The following is a 20,025-nucleotide window of genomic DNA, read 5'->3' as shown; positions in this document are numbered from 1 at the left end:
TAAAACAGACAAACCCCCATGATGTGTCATGGGGGTTCGTCATCTCAGGGGCGCAGGGCAGCCAGTTGCTGCTCGAAGGGGACGACCGCTTCGGCGGGCTCGGCCCTGACGGGACTGCCCGACACCAGGGCGGCCAGCTCGCCCGCCGCCTGGTCGATCCGCGCCGACAGGCCCTCGGTGGTGGCGTCGCCGCCCGATCCCCAGTCCTCCGACGCGGCGTACACGCCGGTGGGTACGACGATCGCGCGCAGGTAGCCGAACATCGGGCGCAGCGCGTGATCCAGCGCCAGCGAGTGCCGGGCCGTGCCGCCGGTCGCGCCGATCAGGACCGGCCTGCCCGCGAGCGCGGTGTTGTCGATCACATCGAAGAACGACTTGAACAGCCCGCTGTAGGACGCGGTGAAGATCGGGGTGACCGCGATGAGGCCGTCGGCCCCCGTCACCGCCTCGATCGCCTCGCGCAGCGCGCCGCCCGGGAACCCCGTCACCATGGCGTTGGCGATGTCGCCGGCCAGGTCGCGCAGCTCCACCACGCGCACCTCCACCGGACCCTCCGCCGCCAGCCGCCGCCTGGCCGACTCGGCGAGCCGGTCGGCCAGCAGCCGCGTCGAGGAAGGCCGGCTCAGCCCCGCGGAGACGGCCACGAGCTTCCTGGTCTTCATCTGCTTCCTCCCCTTCAGGCGAGCGCCGACGACTCTTCGGCGGTACGGCGGGCGACCAGCGCCGCGTGTGTGGGGCCCGCGGGCACCTGGCTCGGCCGCCCGGCGGCGAACTCCCTGCGCAGCACGGGCACGACCTCCTCGCCGAGCAGGTCGAGCTGCTCCAGCACCGTCTTCAGCGGCAGACCGGCGTGGTCCATCAGGAAGAGCTGGCGCTGGTAGTCGCCGAAGGACTCGCGGAAGGTCAGCGTCTTGTCGATGACCTCCTGCGGGCTGCCCACGGTCAGCGGGGTCTCCTTCGTGAACTCCTCCAGCGACGGGCCGTGGCCGTACACGGGCGCGTTGTCGAAGTAGGGGCGGAACTCGCGGACCGCGTCCTGGGAGTTCCTGCGCATGAACACCTGGCCGCCGAGCCCGACGACGGCCTGTTCCGGCGTGCCGTGCCCGTAGTGGGCGAAGCGCGTGCGGTACAGCTCGATCAGGCGGACGAAGTGGTCTCTCGGCCAGAAGATGTTGTTGGCGAAGAACCCGTCGCCGTAGTAGGCGGCCTGCTCGGCGATCTCCGGGCTGCGGATGGAGCCGTGCCACACGAAGGGCGGCACCCCGTCCAGCGGCCTGGGCGTCGAGGTGAACCCCTGCAGCGGCGTACGGAAGCGGCCCTGCCAGTCGACGACGTCCTTGGTCCACAGCTCGCGCAGCAGCGCGTAGTTCTCGATGGCCAGCGGGATGCCCTGGCGGATGTCCTGCCCGAACCACGGGTAGACCGGGCCGGTGTTGCCGCGGCCCATCATCAGGTCCACCCGGCCGTCGGCCAGGTGCTGCAGCATCGCGTAGTCCTCGGCGATCTTCACCGGGTCGTTGGTGGTGATGAGCGTGGTGGAGGTGGACAGGATGATCCGCTCGGTCTTCGCGGCGATGTGGCCGAGCATCGTGGTCGGCGACGACGGCACGAAGGGCGGGTTGTGGTGCTCGCCGGTCGCGAAGACGTCGAGCCCGACCTCTTCGGCCTTGAGCGCGATGGCCACCATCGCCTTGATCCGCTCGTGCTCGCTCGGGGTCCTGCCGGTGGTGGGGTCCGTGGTGACGTCGCCCACGGTGAAGATTCCGAACTGCATCGCGCACCTCCTCCTTGTTTAAGATTCAACCACCTAAGCGCGCGGGCGTACACAGGTATTCCCGCACGCCGAACGGCGGGCGAAGCCGTGTTGTCAAGAAGGAAAGGGCACCCGCCGGGTGGCGGGTGCCCTTCAGGCGGGGCCGGTCAGGCGGGGTTGGCGCCGCCCGGCTGCAGGACGCCGTTCACCTTCAGGGTGTACGGGGCGTACTGCGTGACCCGCTCGGTCGGATCGTCGTAGGCCACCACGGCGACGACCTTCGGGAACGCGCTGAGCAGGGCGAGCTGGATGCGGTTGAGCTGCACGCTGTTCTTGCCGTTCAGCTCGAACTGCCAGGCGGTCTTGTGCTTCTCGTCGATGCCGATCAGCCGCAGGTTCCAGTTGGCGACCGAGACCGGCTTGACCTCCGTGGGGGAGTCGAACGGGTCGAGGCTGGAGCCATCGCTGACCGCCGTGCCGCCGACCGTGATGTCGTCGACCTTCAGGCCGCCCTCGCTGACGCCGCCGTCGCTGACGTACTGGAAGCCGAGCAGCACCTCCTTGCCCGCGTAGGCGGACAGGTCGAAGGAGTGCGGCTCGAAGCCCGTCGTGGTGCCGTTCAGGGCCGGGCCGAGCGGGCCGGCGACCGTCCGGTCACCGGCGACGGTGGTGTAGGTGGCGCCGCCGTCGGTGGAGACGATGACGTAGCCGTAGTCGTATCCGGCCTCGGCGCCGTACTTCGCCAGGAAGCGCAGCGTCGGGTCGGCGGCCGGCACGGTGACCTTGGTGACGGCCCCGACGTTGAGGTTGTCGACGTTGCCGGAGAACAGCACCGGGTTGCCCGCCCGGTCCGGGTCGTCGGAGACGACCGTCCAGGCCAGCGGGATCGGCGGCAGCGTCTTGGAGCCCTCGAAGCTCAGCGAGCGCAGCTCGTGGCCCTTGAGCGCCTGGCCGCCCGCCTTCTGCAGCGCCACGTAGTCCGCGCCGTTCGGCGCCGTGCCGGGGTTGTCGTGGGAGTCGGGGTTGGCCAGGTTGACCGTGGAGCGCAGGCTCGGGGTGGTCACCCGGCTCTTCGGCACGCCCAACATGATCCCGTACTGCTCACCGACGATCTTGTCCAGCAGGACCATCGACTGGTGGTCGTGCAGGACCTTGTACATGTCGGTCACACCCTTGGCCTCCAGCGCGGCGTCGAGGCTGGCCAGCCCCTGGTGCGCGCCGTCCTTGTGCAGGGTGGAGATGAAGTCCGCGCCGTACCTGTCGTAGAGGAACAGCATGAGCGAGAAGGCGTGGCCGTAGTCGGCCAGCACCTCGGCCGGGTCGCCCTCGCCCCACAGGTTCAGCGAGTTCTCGGGGCCGCCGCAGTCGCGCGGGTTCGGGTTGTGCGGCGTCTGCACCGTGGCGAAGCCCTGGAAGCAGGACAGGTGGCCGTCGGAGCCCGGGTCGAACACGGTCCTGGTGCCGTCCGCGTAGCCCACCAGGCTCTGCGCCAGGTCGGACAGGCCCTCGTTCAGCCAGACCGTCTCGTTCGGGTCGGTGTAGTACTGCAGCAGGTGCTGCCACTCGTGGGCGAAGGTGCCCTCGTAGGCGCGCGGGCGGGCCGGCCTGCTGGTGCACGGGTCGGAGGTCGGCTCGTTCGGCGGGTTCGCCCCGGTGCGATGCGCCCAGTCGAAGGCGTCGATCGTCATCACGTTGCGGTCGAAGAGCTCGTTGAGCTGGGAGGAGAAGAAGCCCGCGATGTAGGTCGAGGCGGCGGGGAAGTCGTAGAAGTTGTCGTCCCTGACGTTGTCGATCAGGGCGACCGTCTTGTCGCCGTCGCCGGTGTAGACGCCGCCGTTGCCGTTGGCGTCCGGCGGGACCGTGGAGTTGCTGCCGTCCCGGTCGGGCGGCGTGCTGAAGGCCGCCGTCTCCTTCGGGAACATGTTCGTGTCGAACTCGCTGACCAGCGAGGCCACCTGGGCGTCGGTGACCTCGGTCGTCGTGGGGATCTGCAGGCGGCAGTCGCCGGCCGGGAAGGCCAGGTCGTTGGCGACCCAGACCTCGATCTTGGCCCCCACGCCGCGCAGCGTGTAGTTCTTGCGGTAGAGCGTGCCCTGGGCGTCGTCACGCGCGAGCCACTGCCGTACGGTGCCCACCGGCGGGGTCGTCCCCGCGGCCCTGGCCTTGGCGCCGGACTTCGGCTCGTACTTCTCGGGCGTGTCGACCCGCTTGCCGTCCAGCGGGAGGTCCTTGTCGGGAGCCTCGCGCATGTCGCTGGGCGGAGCCGCAGGGGCGGCGGTCGTCGCCGCCGTGGAGGGTGAAGCGGATAACACCGTTAAGAATGGGAGGAACAGCGCGCCGGCTGCTAAAGCGAGGGTGCGGCTGCGAGCCAAAGTTGACCCCTTCGATGTGACAGGTAAGACCGACACACAGTATTTACATGTCACATGACTTCTGGGACAAGCGTTTTAGTTGCCAACAAAAGTGGCGAAATTAGGCGAGCGCTACCTGCTGGACGCTGATCGTCAGGGGCTGGGCGTCCCGTCGCCGCGGAAGCCCCGGCCGGCGAGGACCTCCTCCAGGGACGGGCGGGGCAGGTCGTCGCGCGGGCCCGGCTGGGCGAGCTGGATCAGCACGCCGTGCGCCTCCTTTGGGTGCATGAACACCTCGCGCCAGCGCGGGTCGGCGAGGTTCAGGCCGAACATGCGGTAGCCGCGCGCCTCCAGCCTGGCCACGGCGGCGTGGATGTCGCCGACGTGGAAGTTCAGGTGGTGGACGCCGCCCCGGCCCCGGGTGAGCTCGAAGAAGCTGTCGAAGAAGGACGACCCAGCCAACGGCTCCATCAGCTCGATCTTGCTGCCGTTGGCGTACTCGAGCTGCATGGTCCGGTAGCCGCTCGCGGTGTTGTCACCACCGCCCAGGTAGACGCCCCCGAGCAGGTCCTGGTAGATCGGCAGCAGGTCCCTGATGCGGGGCGCGGCGACCGCGGTGTGGTCGAAGCGCACCTCGAGCCCGTCCAGTTCCAGCTCCACGCGCGGCTCCTTTCGAGAGGGAATGACTAGAACGATATTCTAGCTCTCGGGCTCTCGGACCGGCGGCTCAGGGCTTGCGGGCCACGCCGCAGAAGCTGGGGATGTCGCGGTCGGTGTAGCTGGTCGCGGCGTCGGGACGCCACCTCGGCAGCGCCACCACGCCCGGCTCCACCAGGTCCAGGCCGGCGAAGAAGGCGGCGATCTGCTCGGGGTGACGGCCGCTGACCGTCGTGCCGCCGCTGTCGTTCCAGCGCTGGGCCGCCTCGTCGATCGCCTCGCTGTGCACCGGCTGCGCGATCGCCAGGTAGCTGCCCGAGGGCACCGCGTCCATGAGTCGCTTGAGGATCGCCTGGGCCTCGCCGTCGTCGATGATGAACTCCATGATCGCCAGCAGCGTGATGGCGATCGGGCGGTCGAAGTCCAGGGTGAGCCTCGCGCGCTCCAGGATGCCCTCGGGCTCGCGCAGGTCGGCGTCGATGTAGGCGGTGGCGCCCTCCGGCGTGCTGGTCAGCAGGGCGCGGGCGTGCACCAGCACGATCGGGTCGTTGTCGACATAGACGATGCGGCTCTCCGGCGCGATCGACTGGGCGACCTCGTGGGTGTTGTTCGCGGTAGGGATGCCGGTGCCGATGTCCAGGAACTGCCGGATCCCCGCCTCCTCCACCAGGTATCGGACGGCGCGGGCGAGGAACTCGCGGTCCGCCCTGGCGACCTCGACCCAGCTCGGCATCGCGGCCAGCAGGTGCTCGCCGGCCTCCCGGTCGGCGGCGAAGTGGTCCTTGCCGCCGAGCCAGTAGTCCCAGACCCTCGCGGGATGCGGGACCTTCGTGTTGATCTTCGCGAGGGCTTCGGCGGGGTCGAAGTCGGAGGGGGTGCTCATGGTCGGGACTCTCCAGGCTGTCGATCGTTTACCTCGCAGCCTAGGAGAGCACGACGATCAAGGCTACTTGGCGGGCAGCTCCGTTCCCAGTTTGGCGAGCAGGGCGGCGGCGCGGTCGCGGTAGGCGGTGACGTTGCGGAGCTTGATGTGCTCGTAGCCGCGGATCAGGTCCGGGAGTTCGGCGACCTCGAGGGCCAGCTCGGGGGAGCCGGACTCCAGGGCGCGGCGCAGGTCGCGGGTGTACTCGGCGGGCAGCGAGCGCTCCACCCTGCGGACCTCGCCCAGACCGAAGAGGTCGAGGCGGGTGCCGCGCAGCGGGCGCATGCCGTACAGCAGGCGGAAGGCCGGGTCGAACCAGGGGCCGAGGCGGAGCTTGCGCTTCATGCCGAGGGCGCGCAGGACCGGCGGGTGCAGGTTGTAGGTGATCTTCGCGCCGGGCCCGAACTCGGCGGCGATCCTGGCCCGCTCGGCCGGGTCCAGGTGCAGGCGGGCCACCTCGTACTCGTCCTTGTAGGACATCAGCCGGTGCAGGTGGTGGGCGTACGCCTCGGCGACCGGGCCGGGCGCCCGGGAGTGCACGGCCTTGACCGCGTCGGCGTAGCGGGCGGCGTAGCGCAGGTTCTGGTAGGCGGCCAGGTCGGGCACCCGTACCCGCAGCAGCCGGTCCAGCTCGCCGCCCTCGGGCGCGCCGACGGACTCGATCAGACGGCGCACCTGGGCCGACAGCTCGGCGGGAGTGACGACGGACTCGCCGACCGCCCGGGACACCGCCTCGGGGGCGGCGACCACGGCCCGGCCCCAGTGGAAGGCGGCCACCGCCTTGTCCGAGCCGAGCGCCTTCTCCATCGCCTCCAGGCCGATCGGGATGAGCCCGCGCTGCCAGGCCGCGCCCACCATGATGGTGTTGGCCGGCATGTGGTCGCCGAACAGGGCCAGCGACACCTGCTCGGCGTCCAGGTAGACGTTCTCCGCGGCCAGCGTGCGCGCCTCCAGGGCCGCGATCTGCGCGTCGAGGTCGGTGACGTGCCGCGACGGGTCCACCACCATGGCGCCGGTCGGCACCAGCGTGGTGGAGACGACGGCGACGGTCCGGTCCGGGTCGGCGGCGTTCAGGTGCTTGGGCTCGCTCGCGCCGATCAGGTCGAGCGCCAGGAAGGCGTCCACGGACGCGGCCGTGGCCTGACCCGGCAGGTCCTCCTCCCCGTCGAACACCCGGATGTCGGAGACGACCGTCCCGCCCTTCTGCGCCAGCCCCGTCTGATCGAGCCCTCGGGACCGCCTGCCGTCCAGCAGGGCGGCCTTGCCGAGAATCTGCGCCACCGACACCACCCCGGTGCCGCCGATCCCGACCAGCCGGATCGTCGCCTCCGCCCGCCGCACGGGCAGGGGCAGGCCCTCGGGAGGCGACACGGCGGCGCGCTTGCCGGTCCGCTCGCCCGGTTCGACGGTGAGGAAGGACGGGCAGTCGCCCTCCAGGCAGGAGTAGTCCTTGTTGCACGACGACTGGTGGATCTCGGTCTTGCGGCCGAACTCGGTCTCCACCGGCAGCACCGACAGGCACTCCGACACCTGACCGCAGTCCCCGCACCCCTCGCACACCCGCTGGTTGATCACCACCCGCTTGGCGGGGTCCGGCAGGTCGCCCTTCTTGCGGAGCCGCCGCTTCTCCGCCGCGCACTGCTGGTCGTGCACCAGCACGGTGACGCCCTTGATCGCGGCCAGCTCCCGCTGGGCGGTGTCCAGGTCGGTGCGGTCGCGGACGGAGGCGATCGGCGCCAGCCGTACGCCTCGGTAGCGGCGGGGCTCGTCGGTGGTGACGATCACCCGGGCCACGCCCTCGGCCTGCAGCCAGCGGGTCAGCTCGGCGACCGACAGCGCGGGCGTGATGGTCTGGCCGCCGGTCATCGCGATGGCGCTGTTGTAGAGCAGCTTGTACGTGATGTTGACGCCCGCGCCCACCGCCGCCCTGACCGCCAGCGAGCCGGAGTGGTGGAAGGTGCCGTCGCCGAGGTTCTGGAAGATGTGCGCGGTGTCGGTGAACGGCGCCTGGCCGATCCACTGCGCGCCCTCGCCGCCCATCTGGGTCAGCCCGGCCAGCTCGCCCTTGCCCTCGGGGTTGAGCACCACCATCGTGTGGCAGCCGATCCCCGCCCCGACCACGGCGCCCTCGGGAACGGCGGTGGAACGGTTGTGCGGGCAGCCGGAGCAGAAGAACGGGGTGCGCGAGGGTCCGAGCAGCTTCAGCGGCCCCGGCCGGTTGATCACCTTCAGGCCCCGCTGCACGCGGTTACCGAGGTCGGAGTCGGGCGTGAGGTGGCGCAGCCGGGGGGCGATCGCCCTGGCCACCAGGTCGGCGTCGAGGCCGCCGTGGCGGGGGATGAGGCCCTCGCCCTTGCCGAGGACCGCGGGGGCGTCGGCGGTGCCGTAGAGGACGTCCTTGATCAGGGTCTCCAGCATCGGGCCCTTCTCCTCGACCACGAGGATCTCGCCCAGACCGCGCGCGAACGCGCGGACGATCTCCGGGTCGAGCGGCCACACCATGCCGATCTTGAGCAGCCGGACCCCCGCCTCCTCGGGCGTCACGCCGAGCTTGCGGAACGCCTCGCGCACGTCGTGGTAGGCGGTGCCGGAGGCGACGACGCCGAGCGCGGCGCCGGGCGGGTCGGCGGTGATCCGGTTGAGGCCGTTCTCCCGGGCGTAGGCGCGGGCCAGCTCCAGGCGCGGCCCGACCAGGGTGCGCTCCATGTCCAGCGACCACGGCGTGAGCAGCGACGCGCTCGGCACGTGCCGGTACGGCCTGCCCTCCCACTCCACGACCGGCATCACCGGCGCGGCCCTCTCCCCGAGGGTCACGGTGGCGGTGGCGTCGACCACGTTCGAGACCGCCTTGATCGCCACCCACAGGCCGCTCGCCCGGGACGCGGCGATCGCGTGCCTGCCCAGGTCGAGGAGCTCCTGTACCGAGCCGGGGTGGACGACGGGCATGCCGAGCGAGGCCAGCGTGCTCTCGGTCGCCGAGGGCAGCGTGGAGGACTTGCACGTCGGGTCGTCGCCGCACAGCGCGATCAGGCCGCCCTGGGGGTGGGCGCCGACGAAGTTGCCGTGCCTGAAGGCGTCGGCCGCGCGGTCGACGCCTGGGGCCTTGCCGTACCAGACGCCGAGGACGCCCGCCTTGGTGGCCTTCGGCAGCGACGGCGCGAGCTGGCTGCCCCACACCGAGGTGGCGCCCAGCTCCTCGTTCTGGCCGGGGCGGTGCACGATGCCGAGCGGCTCGACCTCGGCTCGCGAGCGGGCCAGCTCCTGGTCGAAGCCGCCCAGCGGCGAGCCTGGGTAGCCGGAGACCAGGGCGCCGGTGTCCAGGCCGGCTCGCTGGTCGGCCTCCATCTGCTCGACAATCACCCTGACCAGGGCCTTGGTGCCGGTGAGAAACACCTGCGTCATGATCTTTCCTGTCTCTCGGCTGGGGCAAGGTTATGTCAGACATCGCGGAATCCGATGTCAACCTTTGTGGGGGTTTCCAGCCGCGTTAGCATTCAACGTCATGGATGCTACGGATCGCGCAATTCTTCGCCAGCTGCAGTCGGAGGGCAGGCTGAGCAACCAGGAACTGGCCGAGCGGGTCAGGCTCACGCCGTCCCCTTGTCTCCGCCGGGTGCGCAACCTGGAGGAGAGCGGAGTGATCAGCGGCTACCGCGCGGTCGTCGACCCCGCGGCGGTCGGGCGGGGCTTCCAGGTGCTCGCCTACGTCGAGCTCGAAGGGCAGGACGCCGAGACGGTCACCGCCTTCGAGGCCGCCGTCATGGAGGTCGACGACGTCATCGAGTGCCTGCGCATGTTCGGCCGCCCCGACTATGTGCTGCGGGTCGCGGTGGCCGACATGGACGCCTATGGCCAGCTCTGCCTGGACCGTCTCGGCCGCCTGCCCGGCCTGGACAAACTCACCTCCCAGATCGCGATGAAGGCCCTCAAGCCGGGCGGTGGCCTGCCTCTGTGACCGACCAGCGGGCCAGCGCCCGGCCGTCGTCGAGCCCCCAGTAGCGCAGCAGCGGCTCGACGACCTCGGCCCGGAACACGTGCAGGTTGCTGAGCCCGTTGTCCCAGATGAGCCCCTTGCGCTCCTCGTAGTCGGGCAGCACGGTCACCGGCTCGCGAAAGCCCATGAACCCCCGGTGCACCGCCTCGGCCAGCGACGGGTCCTGCTGCAGTGCCACCTTGACGGCCTCCCGGTAGAAGGCCAGGTGCAGCGACTCGTCGGCCTGGACCCGGCGCAGCAGGTCGGCCAGGATCGGGTCGGCCACCACCCGGGCCAGGCGGGCGTAGAAGACACGCGTCGACAGCTCCTGGATGGAGGTGTAGACCATGATGTCGAACGGGTCGGTGGCGGGGGCGGCCCTGCCCTCGCGCAGCATCGCGGTCTTGGCCTCCAGCATGGCCGCCGGGGGCACGGCCCGGTCCATCAGCAGGTAGATCTCGAAGGCGCGGCCGTGCTGGTCCTCCTCGGCCACCCAGCGGCGGAAGAAGTCGCCGAGGACGGGATGGCCCCGGCTGAGGTGGGCGTACAGGTTCTCGGTGTACCACGGCAGGTTGGTCTCGCCCAGGTACGCGGTCTCCAGCGCCTTGGCGTGGTCGGGGTGCAGCGGGCCGGCGCCGGAGGCCCAGGCGGCCTGGATGGCGGCCAGGTCGGCGGGGCCGTCGCCGATCGCCCGCGACAGCTTCTCCAGGCGGCGTCGCTCCATGCGCTCGATCAGGTCGTCGTAGGTCCAGGGCTGGCGGGACTGGTCGTGCCGTTCCAGCAGTTCGGTCAGCCGCTTCTCCAGCGGCGCGAAGTCGATCATGCCCGCACCCTCTTCCTGAGCGTCACGAAGTCGGCGGGGGTGGCGATCGGCAGGCCCGCGATGTCGCCGAACAGCGAGCAGACCGCCCGCGCCTCCCGCTCGGGGTCCACCCAGCGCCGGTGCAGCTCCGACATGGCCGCCGCGGTCTCGCCCTCCTGGTAGTTCTCCGCCGCCGGGTTGGCGTCGGCCAGGCCGCCGTCGGGATCGCACCACACCTGCCCGACCCGCAGCAGCACCGGGATCGTGGTGTCCGGGTCGGCCGCGGTGAGCTTGCGCGCGTAGTGCGCGAACCCCTGCGCGTGCCTGCCCTCGTCCCCCGCGATCTTCTTCAGCAGCGCGGCGAGCACCGGCTCCTCGCAGGCCGCCCCCATCGCCCCGTACAGGCGGCAGGTGCGCACCTCGCCCAGCACGTTCACCGCCAGCGTCGCCACCGGCGGCGGATCGCCCAGCTCGGGCCTGATCAGCTCGGGCACCATGCCCTCAGGGTCGCGCCCGGCCGCCTCGGCCCACTGGCGCAGCAGCAGGTGGTGACGCACCTCCTCGGCGAACCAGATCGACAGCCAGGCGGTCAGGTCGGCGTCGTGCCGGAAGATGCGCAGCAGGTCGAGGATGGCCGGGATCGACGAGAACTCGGTCCTGGCCAGCACCACCAGCCCGTCCACCATCTCCTCGTCGATCTTCGACCGGTCGATGGCGGAGAACGGCGGCAGGTCGCGCGCCGGAGACCAGCGCACCCGCTCGTGCCGGTGGAACAGCTCGTCGAAGTCGAGGATCCCGCTCATGACACACCTCCGAACAGTCTGACCCGCGGGTCCGGGACGAGCCGCCGGGTGGCCAGGTCGAGCAGGCCGCACACGCTGTCCAGCTCGGCCGCGACGGTCCCGTCCACGACGAACTCCTGCCTGATCACGAATGTCTTGCCCGCGCTGTCGGGCCAGTCGTAGACGACGCTGACGTGCACGGTCTCCCCGGCCCTGATCTCCCTGCGGAACCTGATCGTGGACTCCAGGAACACCGGCCCCACCCCGGTGGCCCGCAGCTCCTCCGGCAGCGTCCCGGTGGAACGCAGGTGGCACCAGCGGGCATGCTCGGCGTAGGAGTGGTAGACGGCCGAGTTGAGGTGCCCCTGCCCGTCGGTGTCGTCGAACCTGACGGTGATCGGGACGCTGAAGTCACCCACGGGCGGCCTCCCGGTCGCCGGAGGTGAGCGCGTCCGACAGCAGCCGGACATACCCTTCGCCGAGCGCGCGCAACGCGTACTGCGCCTCCTCGACCCCGAGCTCCTCCCAGGCCGCCAGCTCGCGCCCCCACGCCTCGGCCCGTCCGGCCATACCGGGCGCGAGCTCGGTGAGCGCCGCCACCAGAGCGGGCCCCGACCTGGTACGGCGCAGCGCCCGCGCGAAGTCGAGCAGCATGATGTTCCCGCTGCCCTCCCAGATCGACAGCAGGTGCGCGTCCCGCACCATCCTGGCGTTCGGCCAGTCCTCGATGTAGCCGTTGCCGCCGCGCACCTCCATCGCCTCGTGGCACGCCCACTGCGCCCGCCTGGCCGTGTGGTACTTCACCAGCGGCGTCAGCGTGCGCAGCAGCGCCCCGGCCGTGGCGTCGCCCGCGTCGGCCCGCTGCAGCAGCACCGCCGTGTGGAAGGCCAGCCGGGTGCACGACTCGGCCTCCTGGGCCAGCTCGCCCAGCACCTCGCGCATCAGCGGCTGGTCGGCGAGCCTGCGCCCGAAGGCCGCCCGGCCCTCGGCGTGCTCGCGGGCCTCCAGGTGGGAGCGGTGCACCAGGGCGGCGGCGACGATCGCGTTGGCCACCCTGGTCTGGTTCAGCATCTCGGTCATCTGCCGGAAGCCGACGCCGGGGCCGCCGACCAGCTCGGCGTGGGCGCCCTGGAAGGTCACCTCGCCGGAGGCCAGGCCCCTGGTGCCGAGCTTGTCCTTCAGGCGGTTGATCACGTAGGCGTTGCGGGTGCCGTCGTCGAGGCTGCGCCGTACCAGGAAGAGGCCGAGGCCGTCGGTGCCGGGGCCCGCGCCCTCGGGGCGGGCCAGGGTGAGGATCACGTCCGCCTGGCAGTTGGAGCAGAACCACTTGTCGCCGTGGACGCGCCAGCCGTCCCCGTCCCGGCGGGCCTCGACCTCGTTGGCGCCCACGTCCGAGCCGCCGGCCTTCTCGGTGAGGAACATCGCCGCCTGCCAGCCGGTGCCGTCGGTGGTGGTGAGCCTGGGCAGGTAGCGCTCGGCCAGTTCGGGGGAGTAGAGCCGGAGCGTCCTGGCCAGCACGTCGGTCATGGTCAGGCCGGTCACCACGTTGCGGTCGGCGTGCGCCAGCAGGAAGAACAGCGCCTGCTTGGCCACTTCGGGCGCGCGGCCGGGCAGGCCGAGTACGCCGCCGCGGTGCGACATGGCGGCGATGCCGAAGCGCCGGTAGGCGATGTCCACCACCTCGTCCCACGCCGGATGGAACTCCACGCGGTCGACGCGGTCGCCGCGCTTGTCGTAGGGGTGCAGGACGGGGCCGTGCCGGTCGGCGGTGGCGGCCAGCTCGTCGAGCGGACCGGCGACCAGCTCGCCCATGGCCGTGCAGTGCTCGGCGGCCCAGCGGGCGGTCTCGTCGTCGAGGTGCTCCTTGAGGATTCCCGGCAGGAAGGGGCTGGCCGTGAAGGGGTTCAGCCCGATCGTGTCGGGCATCGAGCGCGGGGGTGGCAGGTCTCGCATGTCACTCCGTTCGGCCGCAGATGTTCAGCGCGAGCGCGGTCACCGCGGCGATCAGGGATTCGTCGTCCTTCCGGGCGTGGTCGGGGGCGAGTGGGCCGACCAGGCATTCGGCGACCGCCCCGACCATGGCGGCGCCGGTCAGCGCGGGGTCCTGGGCGGGCAGCTCGCCGGCCGCCACCCCCTCGCCGATCAGGTCGGCGAACAGGTCGCGGTAGCGGCGGCGGTACTCCAGCCTGGCCACGTCGACGGCGGGGTCGACGGGCTCGGCGAGGAGCGCGTAGGCGAGGCGGCGCCCTTCCAGCGCCCTGCGGGCGAAGGTGGCGACCACCGCGCCCAGCCGCCGCCCGGCCGGGCCATCGCCGGCCGCCACGCGGGCCAGCACGTCGAGTTCGTGGCCCGAGGCGCGCCTGAACACCTCGGTCAGCAGCTCGCCCTTGGAGGAGAAGTGCCGGTAGATGCCGCCGGCCGACAGGCCCGCCCGCGCGGCCACGGCCGACATGGTCGCGGCCTCGAAGCCGCCTTCGGCGGTCACCGCCAGCGCGGCGGAGACCAGCCGCTCCCGCACCTGGGCGAGACGCAGCTCGGTCTTCTCCGTACGGCGGTAGACCATGTCAAGCAGTGAATGACGGTTTGCCACTTGGGTCAAGGCTCTGCGCCTCGCACCCCACCACAACACTTGCCAGGAAAAGTCGCGACATATGGCTGATTGAGCTAGAAACAACCGGTCTCGGGGGCGGCGGACGGTTCCTCGGTCGGGAACAGGATCGGGCTGAGCAGGTATTGCGCGCGGTCGGGCGTGGATGGGTTCGCCAGCCGGGGCGCGATCGCGCTGCGCAGTTCGCTGATCATCTCGAGGAGTTCGTCTCGGCTGAGCCAGACGGCATGCTGCCGGTAGCCGACGAGGTCTGCCGCCGGGTCGGCGTGGTCCCGGTCGAGGTAGGCGTTGAACTCGGCGAGCAGGGTGGCCGTCGCCGTGGCGAATGCGCGGCGGTGGTCGTCGAGTGACGCCGACTCGATCGTGTCGGGATCGATCGACGCCCGGTCCTGACGCAGCCGGTATCGGCGCTCCACCGCGCCGCGTACTCGCTGCTCGTCGGCCACCTCCAGGATTCCCCCGGCGGCGAGCAGGTCGACGTGCCGGTAGACGGTGGCCTTCGAGACGTCGGGGATGCGAGCGCACAACTGGGAAGTCGTCAGCGTCCGCCCTCCGCGCATCGCGTGCACCACGCGTAGCCGTACCGGGTGCCCCAGAAGCTCGAACGTGTTCACCTCCTTACGATCTCACATCGTGCTACCTTTCTCAAATAACGAGAAAGGTGGGGATGGGGATGACGATGGGAACCGACCCAGCAGCGACCGCCGTCGCGGTTGTCGAGATGGCATGTAAGGGGCGCTTCGCCGAGATCGAACGACTCTTCGCGCCGCCGTTGCGAGCGCTGGTCAACGCTGAGGGGCTGCGGGCCGCTTGGGCAGCCGAGATGGGCAAGCGCGGATCGGTCCGCGCCATCGGGGAGCCGGTGAGCGAGCAGGCCCAGGCGGGGCTGATCAGCGTGAGTGTCCCGGTGGCCTGCGAGCGCGCGGGACTCACCGTGGTGATGGAGGTTGACCACGACGGCATGCTGAACGGTCTGCGGTTTGCCGCGGCCACCGCGCCCTGGGCGCCGCCGCCGTACGCCGATCCGACGAGGTTCGATGAGCACGACGTCACGGTTGGCGACGGCCCTCTCGCTGTGACCGGCACGGTGACCCTGCCGCATGGGTCCGGCCCGCGAGCGGGTGTCGTGTTGCTCAGCGGGGGAGGGCCCTTCGACCGCGACGCCACCAGCGGAGCCAACAAACCGCTCAAGGACCTGGCCTGGGGGCTGGCCGGCCGCGGTGTCGCGGTGTTGCGGTTCGACAAGGTGACCCACACCCACGGCGGTCAGGTGGCGAACGCGGCCGACTTCACGATGGCCGACGAGTACGTGCCGCACGCGGTCGCCGCCGTTCGACTGCTCCGGCAGCAGCCGAGCGTGGACCCCGCCCGCGTCTTCGTTCTCGGCCACAGCATGGGTGGTAGGGTCGCGCCGCGTGTCGCGGCCGCCGAGGCGTCCGTCGCCGGTTTGGTGATCATGGCTGGGGATACGCAGCCGATGCACCAGGCCGCCGTCCGCGTCGTCCGTTACCTCGCCTCGCTGGATCTCGGCCCGGCGGTGGAGGCGGCCGTCGAGACGATCACGCGGCAGGCTGCGATGGTCGCCAGTCCCGACCTGTCACCCTCGACGCCGACCGAGGCGCTGCTGTTCGGCTGGCCGGCGGCGTACTGGCTGGATCTGCGCGGCTACGACCCGGTCGCGACCGCGGCGGCGCTGGACAAGCCGATGTTCATCCTCCAGGGCGGCCGCGACTATCAAGTGACCGTGGCGGACGATCTGTCAGGGTGGAAGGCCGGGCTCGCTCACCGGCCGGATGTCACGATCCGCGTCTACGACGCCGACAACCACCTGTTCTTTCCCGGCGCGGGTCCATCCACGCCTGCGGAGTACGAGCCCCCGCAGCACGTGGACCCAGCCGTCGTCGCCGACATCGTGGAGTGGCTGACGCCGGGGCCCGGGAGTGAGTGACTGACCGCTTGAATGGTTGTAAATCATGCCTTGACGGCAAGTGGGGGTCTGTGGTCGGCTTTGCCCTTTCGTAATTCTGGGCCGACTCGATCCGATCCCCGGGGGAAACCCACTCATGCCGCGGCGTCACCGCCACGTTCTCTCCTGTCTTCTCCTCCTCTCCTCCATCGCCGTGATCCCGCAGGTGGCGGCCTCTGAACCGGCGTGGGCCGAGCGACGGCCGGGGGTGGCCGTGCCGGAGGTGAAGCCGGTTGCGGTCCCCCGTAACGGGGAGGTCGCTGTCGCCAGGGAGCCCTCCCTGGCCCTTGTACGGGCGCGGCGGCCGCTGTCCGCGCCCGAGGCTCCTGTGGTGACCACTCCCGCGGGGCCCGGCCTGGTCCGTGCGGTCGCCGCCGAGGCCGCGGCGAAGGTGCGGTCGTTGGGGGCGGGCGACGCCGTACCGGATCCTCGCGGGCTGCTGCCGGCCACGGACGAGGCGGAACCGCTCGTGCTCTCCCGCGTCCCGGCGGCTCTGACCGCCAAGCTGAAGAACCTGGTGGGGGACGGGCCGTCGCTCACCTACCGGCTGTGCGCCGAGAGCGCCACCCAACCGGCCGCGTGCTCGGCCGCCCGCCCGCTGGCCGTGCCCGTCCAGGCGGACGTGACCGGCGACGGCACCCCCGACCTGGTGGCCGACCTCGTACCCCGGAAGCAGGAGCAGGGTGTCGGGGTGGGCCTGGCCAGCATGCGCCTGCCGGGCAGCGAGACACGCGGCGGCGCGCTGAAGGCGCAGATCTGGGCGGAGTACGAACTGCCCGGCGGCAAGAAGCTGACGGTCGGCTTCGACGGCTACCGGCGCGGCTCCTCGCTGTCCGGCACCGACTGGGGCGTCTTCACCCTCGACCCGGCCACCAAGGACGTCACGGTCAGCATGAAGCGGACCGACCCGGCGGCGGCCGTCGCGACCGTCGCGGGCCTCGACGGCACCACGCTGCTCAGCCTGCGCCAGAGCCCGGCCGCCGAGCGGTTCACCGCGCACGCCGCGCTCGGCGGCCAGGGCAGCGGGCTCACCGTCACCTCCTCCCGCCCGGCCGCGCTCGACGCGCTGCTGGTCACCGACCGCCGCAGGCTCACCCACGTCCGGGTGAACGGCCTGCGCACCCGGATGACCGCCGAGCTGACCAGGCGAGGCGGCGTCACCGACCTCCATCTCACCAGCCCCGGCCCGATCCCGTCGGCCGCCTTCCGCGACCACGTCTACGAGGACGGGCGGCTGGCCAGGCTCACCGCCCTGGACATCCGCGGCCTCCCGAGGGACTTCCGCGCCCGCCACACGGCCGAACGAGGCGCCCAGGCCCTCACCATGACCTCGGCCTCCCCGCGCGCCAAGTCCGCCGACCTGCTGTACTTCGCCGAAGGCACCGTGGTGAAGGCGAGACTCGACGACCTGCCCGCCCGCGTCAGGCTGGAGAACGACCCGGCGGCCAACCGCGTCACGCACACCGCCAGCGGCCCGATCGGCGCCTTCGAGATCACCCTGCAGCGCAACGGCGGCGCGATCTCCGCGCCCCCCGGCGACCACATCACGATGATCAAGGACGGCCCGGCGCTCGGCGTCTCCGGACGGCTCTCCGCAGTGGCCGGATTCGACGTCACGTACGGCGCGACCCCCCGCGTCCGGCTGAACCTCGGCTCCGGCGGCCACCCCTTCCTCGGCGCCGCCTCCATCGACCGCACCCACCTGGCCAGACTGGAGATCTCCAACACCCCGGCCCGCCTCAGCGCCGACCTCGACCCAGCCGCCCGCACGGCCACCTACCGAGCCACCGAAACCATCTCCCGCCTGCGCGCCGCCTACGCCGACCTCAAGGAAGGCCCGATCATCCAGGGCACCCTGTACGGCGTGCGCTCCACCGTCGCAGCCTCCTGGAATCTCGGCACCCGCAGCTCCGTCGAGGTGGCCGCCGGCTCCCGCCTGAAACGGATCGACCTGCGCGCCGCGAAGGGCGACGACCAGGTGAGCGCCGACGTCGAAGGGCTCCGCGAACGGGCCGCCCTCGTCGTGGACGCCGCCGCCGAGCACCTCGCCTGGACCTCGGGCGGCGAGGTCGACTCCGTCTCCGCCTCGGCCAGGACCCGCCTCGACGGCCGCGACCTGCGCGCCGCCGCCGTCGCCACCGGCGTGCCCGCCCGCTTCGACGCCTCGTGGGCCGGGGGAGCGCCCGGCTTCAGGGGGTTGTCGGGGCCGATCGCATCGGCCCGGATCGCCGTCGCCAACCACCCGGGCGCCCAGGCGCCCAAGGGGCCGCACCTGGCCGTACACCACGACGCGGCGAGCGGCGACTTCGACGCCAGCGCCAGGATCGACGGCCTGCGCGAGGCCGCGCTGACCCCCGCCGGAGGCGGCTTCACCGCTGAGGTGCGGGCGGCCCGGCAGCGGGTCGCGCTCGACGCCGACCTCAGGCTCGCGGGCGACCTGCGCTACGGCGTCCTCGGCACCCTCGGCCCCGTGCCGGGACGCGTCACCATCACCGCCAAGGACGGCCTGGTCGCCTACGACTCCGGCGGCGCCCGGCTCGACCTGAAGGCCAGGCTCTGGCTCGGCAAGGGCGCCGCGCTCGACTCCATCGCGCACACGCCGCACCTGCCCGGCGGCCTGACCCTGGTCGACGCCCCCTGCCGCGGCTGCGCACCGGCCACCGGCCCGTTCTGCACGGCCGCCCGCGGCTGCTTCGGCGTCAAGGGCTTCGTCGACCTGACCGGCCTGCCGCACCGGGTCACCATCGACCCGGCCAAGAAGACCTTCACCTTCACCGGCTACCGCCCTGCGGGCCGCAAGCTCGGCCTGTACCTCGACAGCCGGGTGCTCGCCCCCGTCCCCGTCAGGGCGCGGGCCACCCTCACCGGCCTGCCCGAACGCGTCACCAGCCTGACGGTCGGGCCCTTCGACGCCGGGAAGGGCAGGGACGTGGACGGGCGCGACTCCCACGCGGTCACCGCCAACTACACGGTCGAGCCCGCCGCCACGATCGGCTCGCTGGACGTGCGGGCCGAGGCCGACACACCCGGGTACGGCCGGGTGCGCGGCCGGGTCGTCGTCTCGCCCGTGCCCGCCACGGTCGCGGTCAACGGCAACTACGGCAGGAAGACGCGGATCACGGTGCGCAACGCCACGCCGGTCCGGCGGCTGGAGGCGGCGGTGACCGTGCTGCCCGAGGGGGCGGGCAGGGCGGGGAGCGGGCTGCTCAGGTTCACCGGCGTGCCCTCGGTGTTCGGGATCGACACCGACGGCGCGGGCAGCGGGCTGCGGCTGCCCGCCCTGGCCTACCAGGCGAACGCGAGCACCCTGGACGGGCTGCTCGCCGTCGAGGGGGCGCTGATCGAGAAGGTGTACAAGCCACGGCGGGGCGAGCTGCTCGGCACCTCCCTCGCCGTCACCGACCTCGCCGCCCGCACCACCGCCACGGTCCGGCCCGACCTGTCCGTCGAACTGGTCTCCACGCCCGTGCCCACCCGCCGCATCGAGGTGCACGCGGGCCTCTCGCTGGAACCGGTCGCCCGGCAGAAGGTGTCGGCGGCCCAGGAGGTGCCGCACGCCGCGGGCCTGCTCGGCTACCGGCTCGGCGGTGAGTTCGGGCTCGACGGCAGCCGGATCGAGGACCTCTCGCTGGCCGTACACCGCCTGTCCTGGCTTCGGGTACGGCCGGGCCGGGTCCCCTTCGGCCTGGCCGCGCCCAAGGCGGTCGGCTTCCTCACCCCCGGCTTCGAGGGCGGCTACGACCGGATCGACCTGCGGGCACGCGGCGTCGACCTGCGCCCCGACGTGCGGCTCGACATCCGGGTGAGCAGGAAGGTCGGCGCGGACGTGTTCCGGCAGAGCGTCCGCGTCGGGCCCACCCGGTCGCTGGAACTGCGCCGCTACGACCAGCGCCTGCGGCCGATCAGCGGGAAGCAGGCGATCAAGGCGGGGGACGTGCCGCTGGCCTGCCTGACGGTGGCCGCCAGACCGGGCTACGTCCCGGTGCGCGCCCGCGACTCCATCACGCTGCGCGGCGCCGACGGGCCGCAGACGATCTCGCTGCTGGACGCGGGCGCCCAGGTGCCCGGTTACGCCGTCGACCTCCTCACCCACTTCATGTCGCCGTTCCCCGGAGCGGACTGGAAGGTCTCCGCCCTCGACCCGGGCTCCTGCGGGTGAGCGACGGCAAGCGGCGGGCGGCCGGATCCGCCATGATGGGCCAAGCGGTTGA

The 20,025-nt window shown here is 71.8% G+C and carries 15 protein-coding genes; 3 read left to right on the top strand and 12 right to left on the bottom strand.

Annotated features, from left to right (window positions below):
- Positions 1-44 precede the first annotated feature (44 nt).
- From ABZ911_RS07065 to ABZ911_RS07040, 6 genes are all read right to left on the bottom strand, one after another.
- On the bottom strand, positions 45-662 hold the full coding sequence (locus tag ABZ911_RS07065; protein WP_358052791.1) for an FMN reductase: 618 nt from the start codon (positions 660-662) through the stop codon (positions 45-47).
- 14 nt (positions 663-676) lie between these two features.
- Positions 677-1,774, bottom strand: a complete 1,098-nt coding sequence (locus ABZ911_RS07060) for an LLM class flavin-dependent oxidoreductase (protein WP_358052789.1) — start codon at positions 1,772-1,774, stop codon at positions 677-679.
- Between the two features lie 146 nt (positions 1,775-1,920).
- Positions 1,921-4,002 (bottom strand): hypothetical protein, encoded by a 2,082-nt coding sequence (locus ABZ911_RS07055; protein WP_358052788.1) that lies wholly within the window; start codon positions 4,000-4,002, stop codon positions 1,921-1,923.
- Between the two features lie 255 nt (positions 4,003-4,257).
- A complete protein-coding gene (locus ABZ911_RS07050) occupies positions 4,258-4,764 on the bottom strand; it encodes a VOC family protein (protein WP_358052786.1) in 507 nt (168 codons plus the stop codon).
- A gap of 67 nt (positions 4,765-4,831) precedes the next feature.
- The gene (locus ABZ911_RS07045) at positions 4,832-5,644 is read right to left on the bottom strand and encodes an SAM-dependent methyltransferase (protein WP_358052785.1); all 813 of its coding nucleotides are present in this window, start codon (positions 5,642-5,644) and stop codon (positions 4,832-4,834) included.
- A 63-nt stretch (positions 5,645-5,707) separates the two neighbouring features.
- Complete coding sequence (locus ABZ911_RS07040; protein ID WP_358052783.1) at positions 5,708-9,085, bottom strand: indolepyruvate ferredoxin oxidoreductase family protein; 3,378 nt, start codon at positions 9,083-9,085, stop codon at positions 5,708-5,710.
- A gap of 100 nt (positions 9,086-9,185) precedes the next feature.
- Between ABZ911_RS07040 and ABZ911_RS07035 the strand changes: the two genes are divergently transcribed.
- On the top strand, positions 9,186-9,638 hold the full coding sequence (locus ABZ911_RS07035) for an Lrp/AsnC family transcriptional regulator (protein ID WP_358052781.1): 453 nt from the start codon (positions 9,186-9,188) through the stop codon (positions 9,636-9,638).
- On the opposite strand, the gene ABZ911_RS07030 is transcribed toward ABZ911_RS07035, so the two are convergent.
- The 6 genes from ABZ911_RS07030 to ABZ911_RS07005 form a co-directional block, all read right to left on the bottom strand.
- Positions 9,610-10,479 carry an acyl-ACP desaturase gene (locus ABZ911_RS07030; protein WP_358052777.1) on the bottom strand — a complete coding sequence of 290 codons (870 nt, stop codon included), beginning with the start codon at positions 10,477-10,479 and terminating at the stop codon, positions 9,610-9,612. The two genes, ABZ911_RS07035 and ABZ911_RS07030, sit on opposite strands and share 29 nt — an antisense overlap.
- Positions 10,476-11,261, bottom strand: coding sequence for a hypothetical protein (locus tag ABZ911_RS07025; RefSeq protein WP_358052776.1), 786 nt, complete (start codon positions 11,259-11,261; stop codon positions 10,476-10,478). Before ABZ911_RS07025 ends, ABZ911_RS07030 begins: the two co-directional genes overlap by 4 nt.
- Positions 11,258-11,659 carry an acyl-CoA thioesterase gene (locus tag ABZ911_RS07020; RefSeq protein WP_358052774.1) on the bottom strand — a complete coding sequence of 134 codons (402 nt, stop codon included), beginning with the start codon at positions 11,657-11,659 and terminating at the stop codon, positions 11,258-11,260. The genes ABZ911_RS07025 and ABZ911_RS07020 overlap by 4 nt, the downstream gene beginning before the upstream one ends.
- Entirely contained in the window at positions 11,652-13,193 is a 1,542-nt protein-coding gene (locus ABZ911_RS07015) for an acyl-CoA dehydrogenase family protein (protein ID WP_358052772.1), read from the bottom strand. Before ABZ911_RS07015 ends, ABZ911_RS07020 begins: the two co-directional genes overlap by 8 nt.
- 1 nt (position 13,194) lies before the next feature.
- Positions 13,195-13,803 carry a TetR/AcrR family transcriptional regulator gene (locus ABZ911_RS07010; RefSeq protein ID WP_358052770.1) on the bottom strand — a complete coding sequence of 203 codons (609 nt, stop codon included), beginning with the start codon at positions 13,801-13,803 and terminating at the stop codon, positions 13,195-13,197.
- A gap of 101 nt (positions 13,804-13,904) precedes the next feature.
- A complete protein-coding gene (locus tag ABZ911_RS07005) occupies positions 13,905-14,462 on the bottom strand; it encodes a helix-turn-helix domain-containing protein (RefSeq protein WP_358052768.1) in 558 nt (185 codons plus the stop codon).
- A 59-nt stretch (positions 14,463-14,521) separates the two neighbouring features.
- On the opposite strand from ABZ911_RS07005, the gene ABZ911_RS07000 reads away from it, so the two are divergent.
- Together ABZ911_RS07000 and ABZ911_RS06995 are read left to right on the top strand one after the other, a co-directional pair.
- Positions 14,522-15,796 (top strand): alpha/beta fold hydrolase, encoded by a 1,275-nt coding sequence (locus tag ABZ911_RS07000; RefSeq protein WP_358052766.1) that lies wholly within the window; start codon positions 14,522-14,524, stop codon positions 15,794-15,796.
- Between the two features lie 349 nt (positions 15,797-16,145).
- On the top strand, positions 16,146-19,973 hold the full coding sequence (locus ABZ911_RS06995; protein WP_358052764.1) for a hypothetical protein: 3,828 nt from the start codon (positions 16,146-16,148) through the stop codon (positions 19,971-19,973).
- Positions 19,974-20,025: the final 52 nt, after the last annotated feature.

Source organism: Nonomuraea sp. NPDC046570, assembly GCF_040645915.1.
Lineage (GTDB): Bacteria > Actinomycetota > Actinomycetes > Streptosporangiales > Streptosporangiaceae > Nonomuraea.
This window is presented reverse-complemented; position numbering and strand designations above follow the sequence as displayed.

What these genes read in the sequence shown, in the direction of transcription:
- ABZ911_RS07065 (WP_358052791.1), bottom strand. Translation starts at nt 662, where the DNA reads ATGAAGACCAGGAAGCTCGTGGCCGTCTCCGCGGGGCTGAGCCGGCCT.
- ABZ911_RS07060 (WP_358052789.1), bottom strand. Translation starts at nt 1,774, where the DNA reads ATGCAGTTCGGAATCTTCACCGTGGGCGACGTCACCACGGACCCCACC.
- ABZ911_RS07055 (WP_358052788.1), bottom strand. Translation starts at nt 4,002, where the DNA reads ATGCGCGAGGCTCCCGACAAGGACCTCCCGCTGGACGGCAAGCGGGTC.
- ABZ911_RS07045 (WP_358052785.1), bottom strand. Translation starts at nt 5,644, where the DNA reads ATGAGCACCCCCTCCGACTTCGACCCCGCCGAAGCCCTCGCGAAGATC.
- ABZ911_RS07040 (WP_358052783.1), bottom strand. Translation starts at nt 9,085, where the DNA reads ATGACGCAGGTGTTTCTCACCGGCACCAAGGCCCTGGTCAGGGTGATT.
- ABZ911_RS07035 (WP_358052781.1), top strand. Translation starts at nt 9,186, where the DNA reads ATGGATGCTACGGATCGCGCAATTCTTCGCCAGCTGCAGTCGGAGGGC.
- ABZ911_RS07030 (WP_358052777.1), bottom strand. Translation starts at nt 10,479, where the DNA reads ATGATCGACTTCGCGCCGCTGGAGAAGCGGCTGACCGAACTGCTGGAA.
- ABZ911_RS07025 (WP_358052776.1), bottom strand. Translation starts at nt 11,261, where the DNA reads ATGAGCGGGATCCTCGACTTCGACGAGCTGTTCCACCGGCACGAGCGG.
- ABZ911_RS07015 (WP_358052772.1), bottom strand. Translation starts at nt 13,193, where the DNA reads ATGCGAGACCTGCCACCCCCGCGCTCGATGCCCGACACGATCGGGCTG.
- ABZ911_RS07010 (WP_358052770.1), bottom strand. Translation starts at nt 13,803, where the DNA reads ATGGTCTACCGCCGTACGGAGAAGACCGAGCTGCGTCTCGCCCAGGTG.
- ABZ911_RS07000 (WP_358052766.1), top strand. Translation starts at nt 14,522, where the DNA reads ATGACGATGGGAACCGACCCAGCAGCGACCGCCGTCGCGGTTGTCGAG.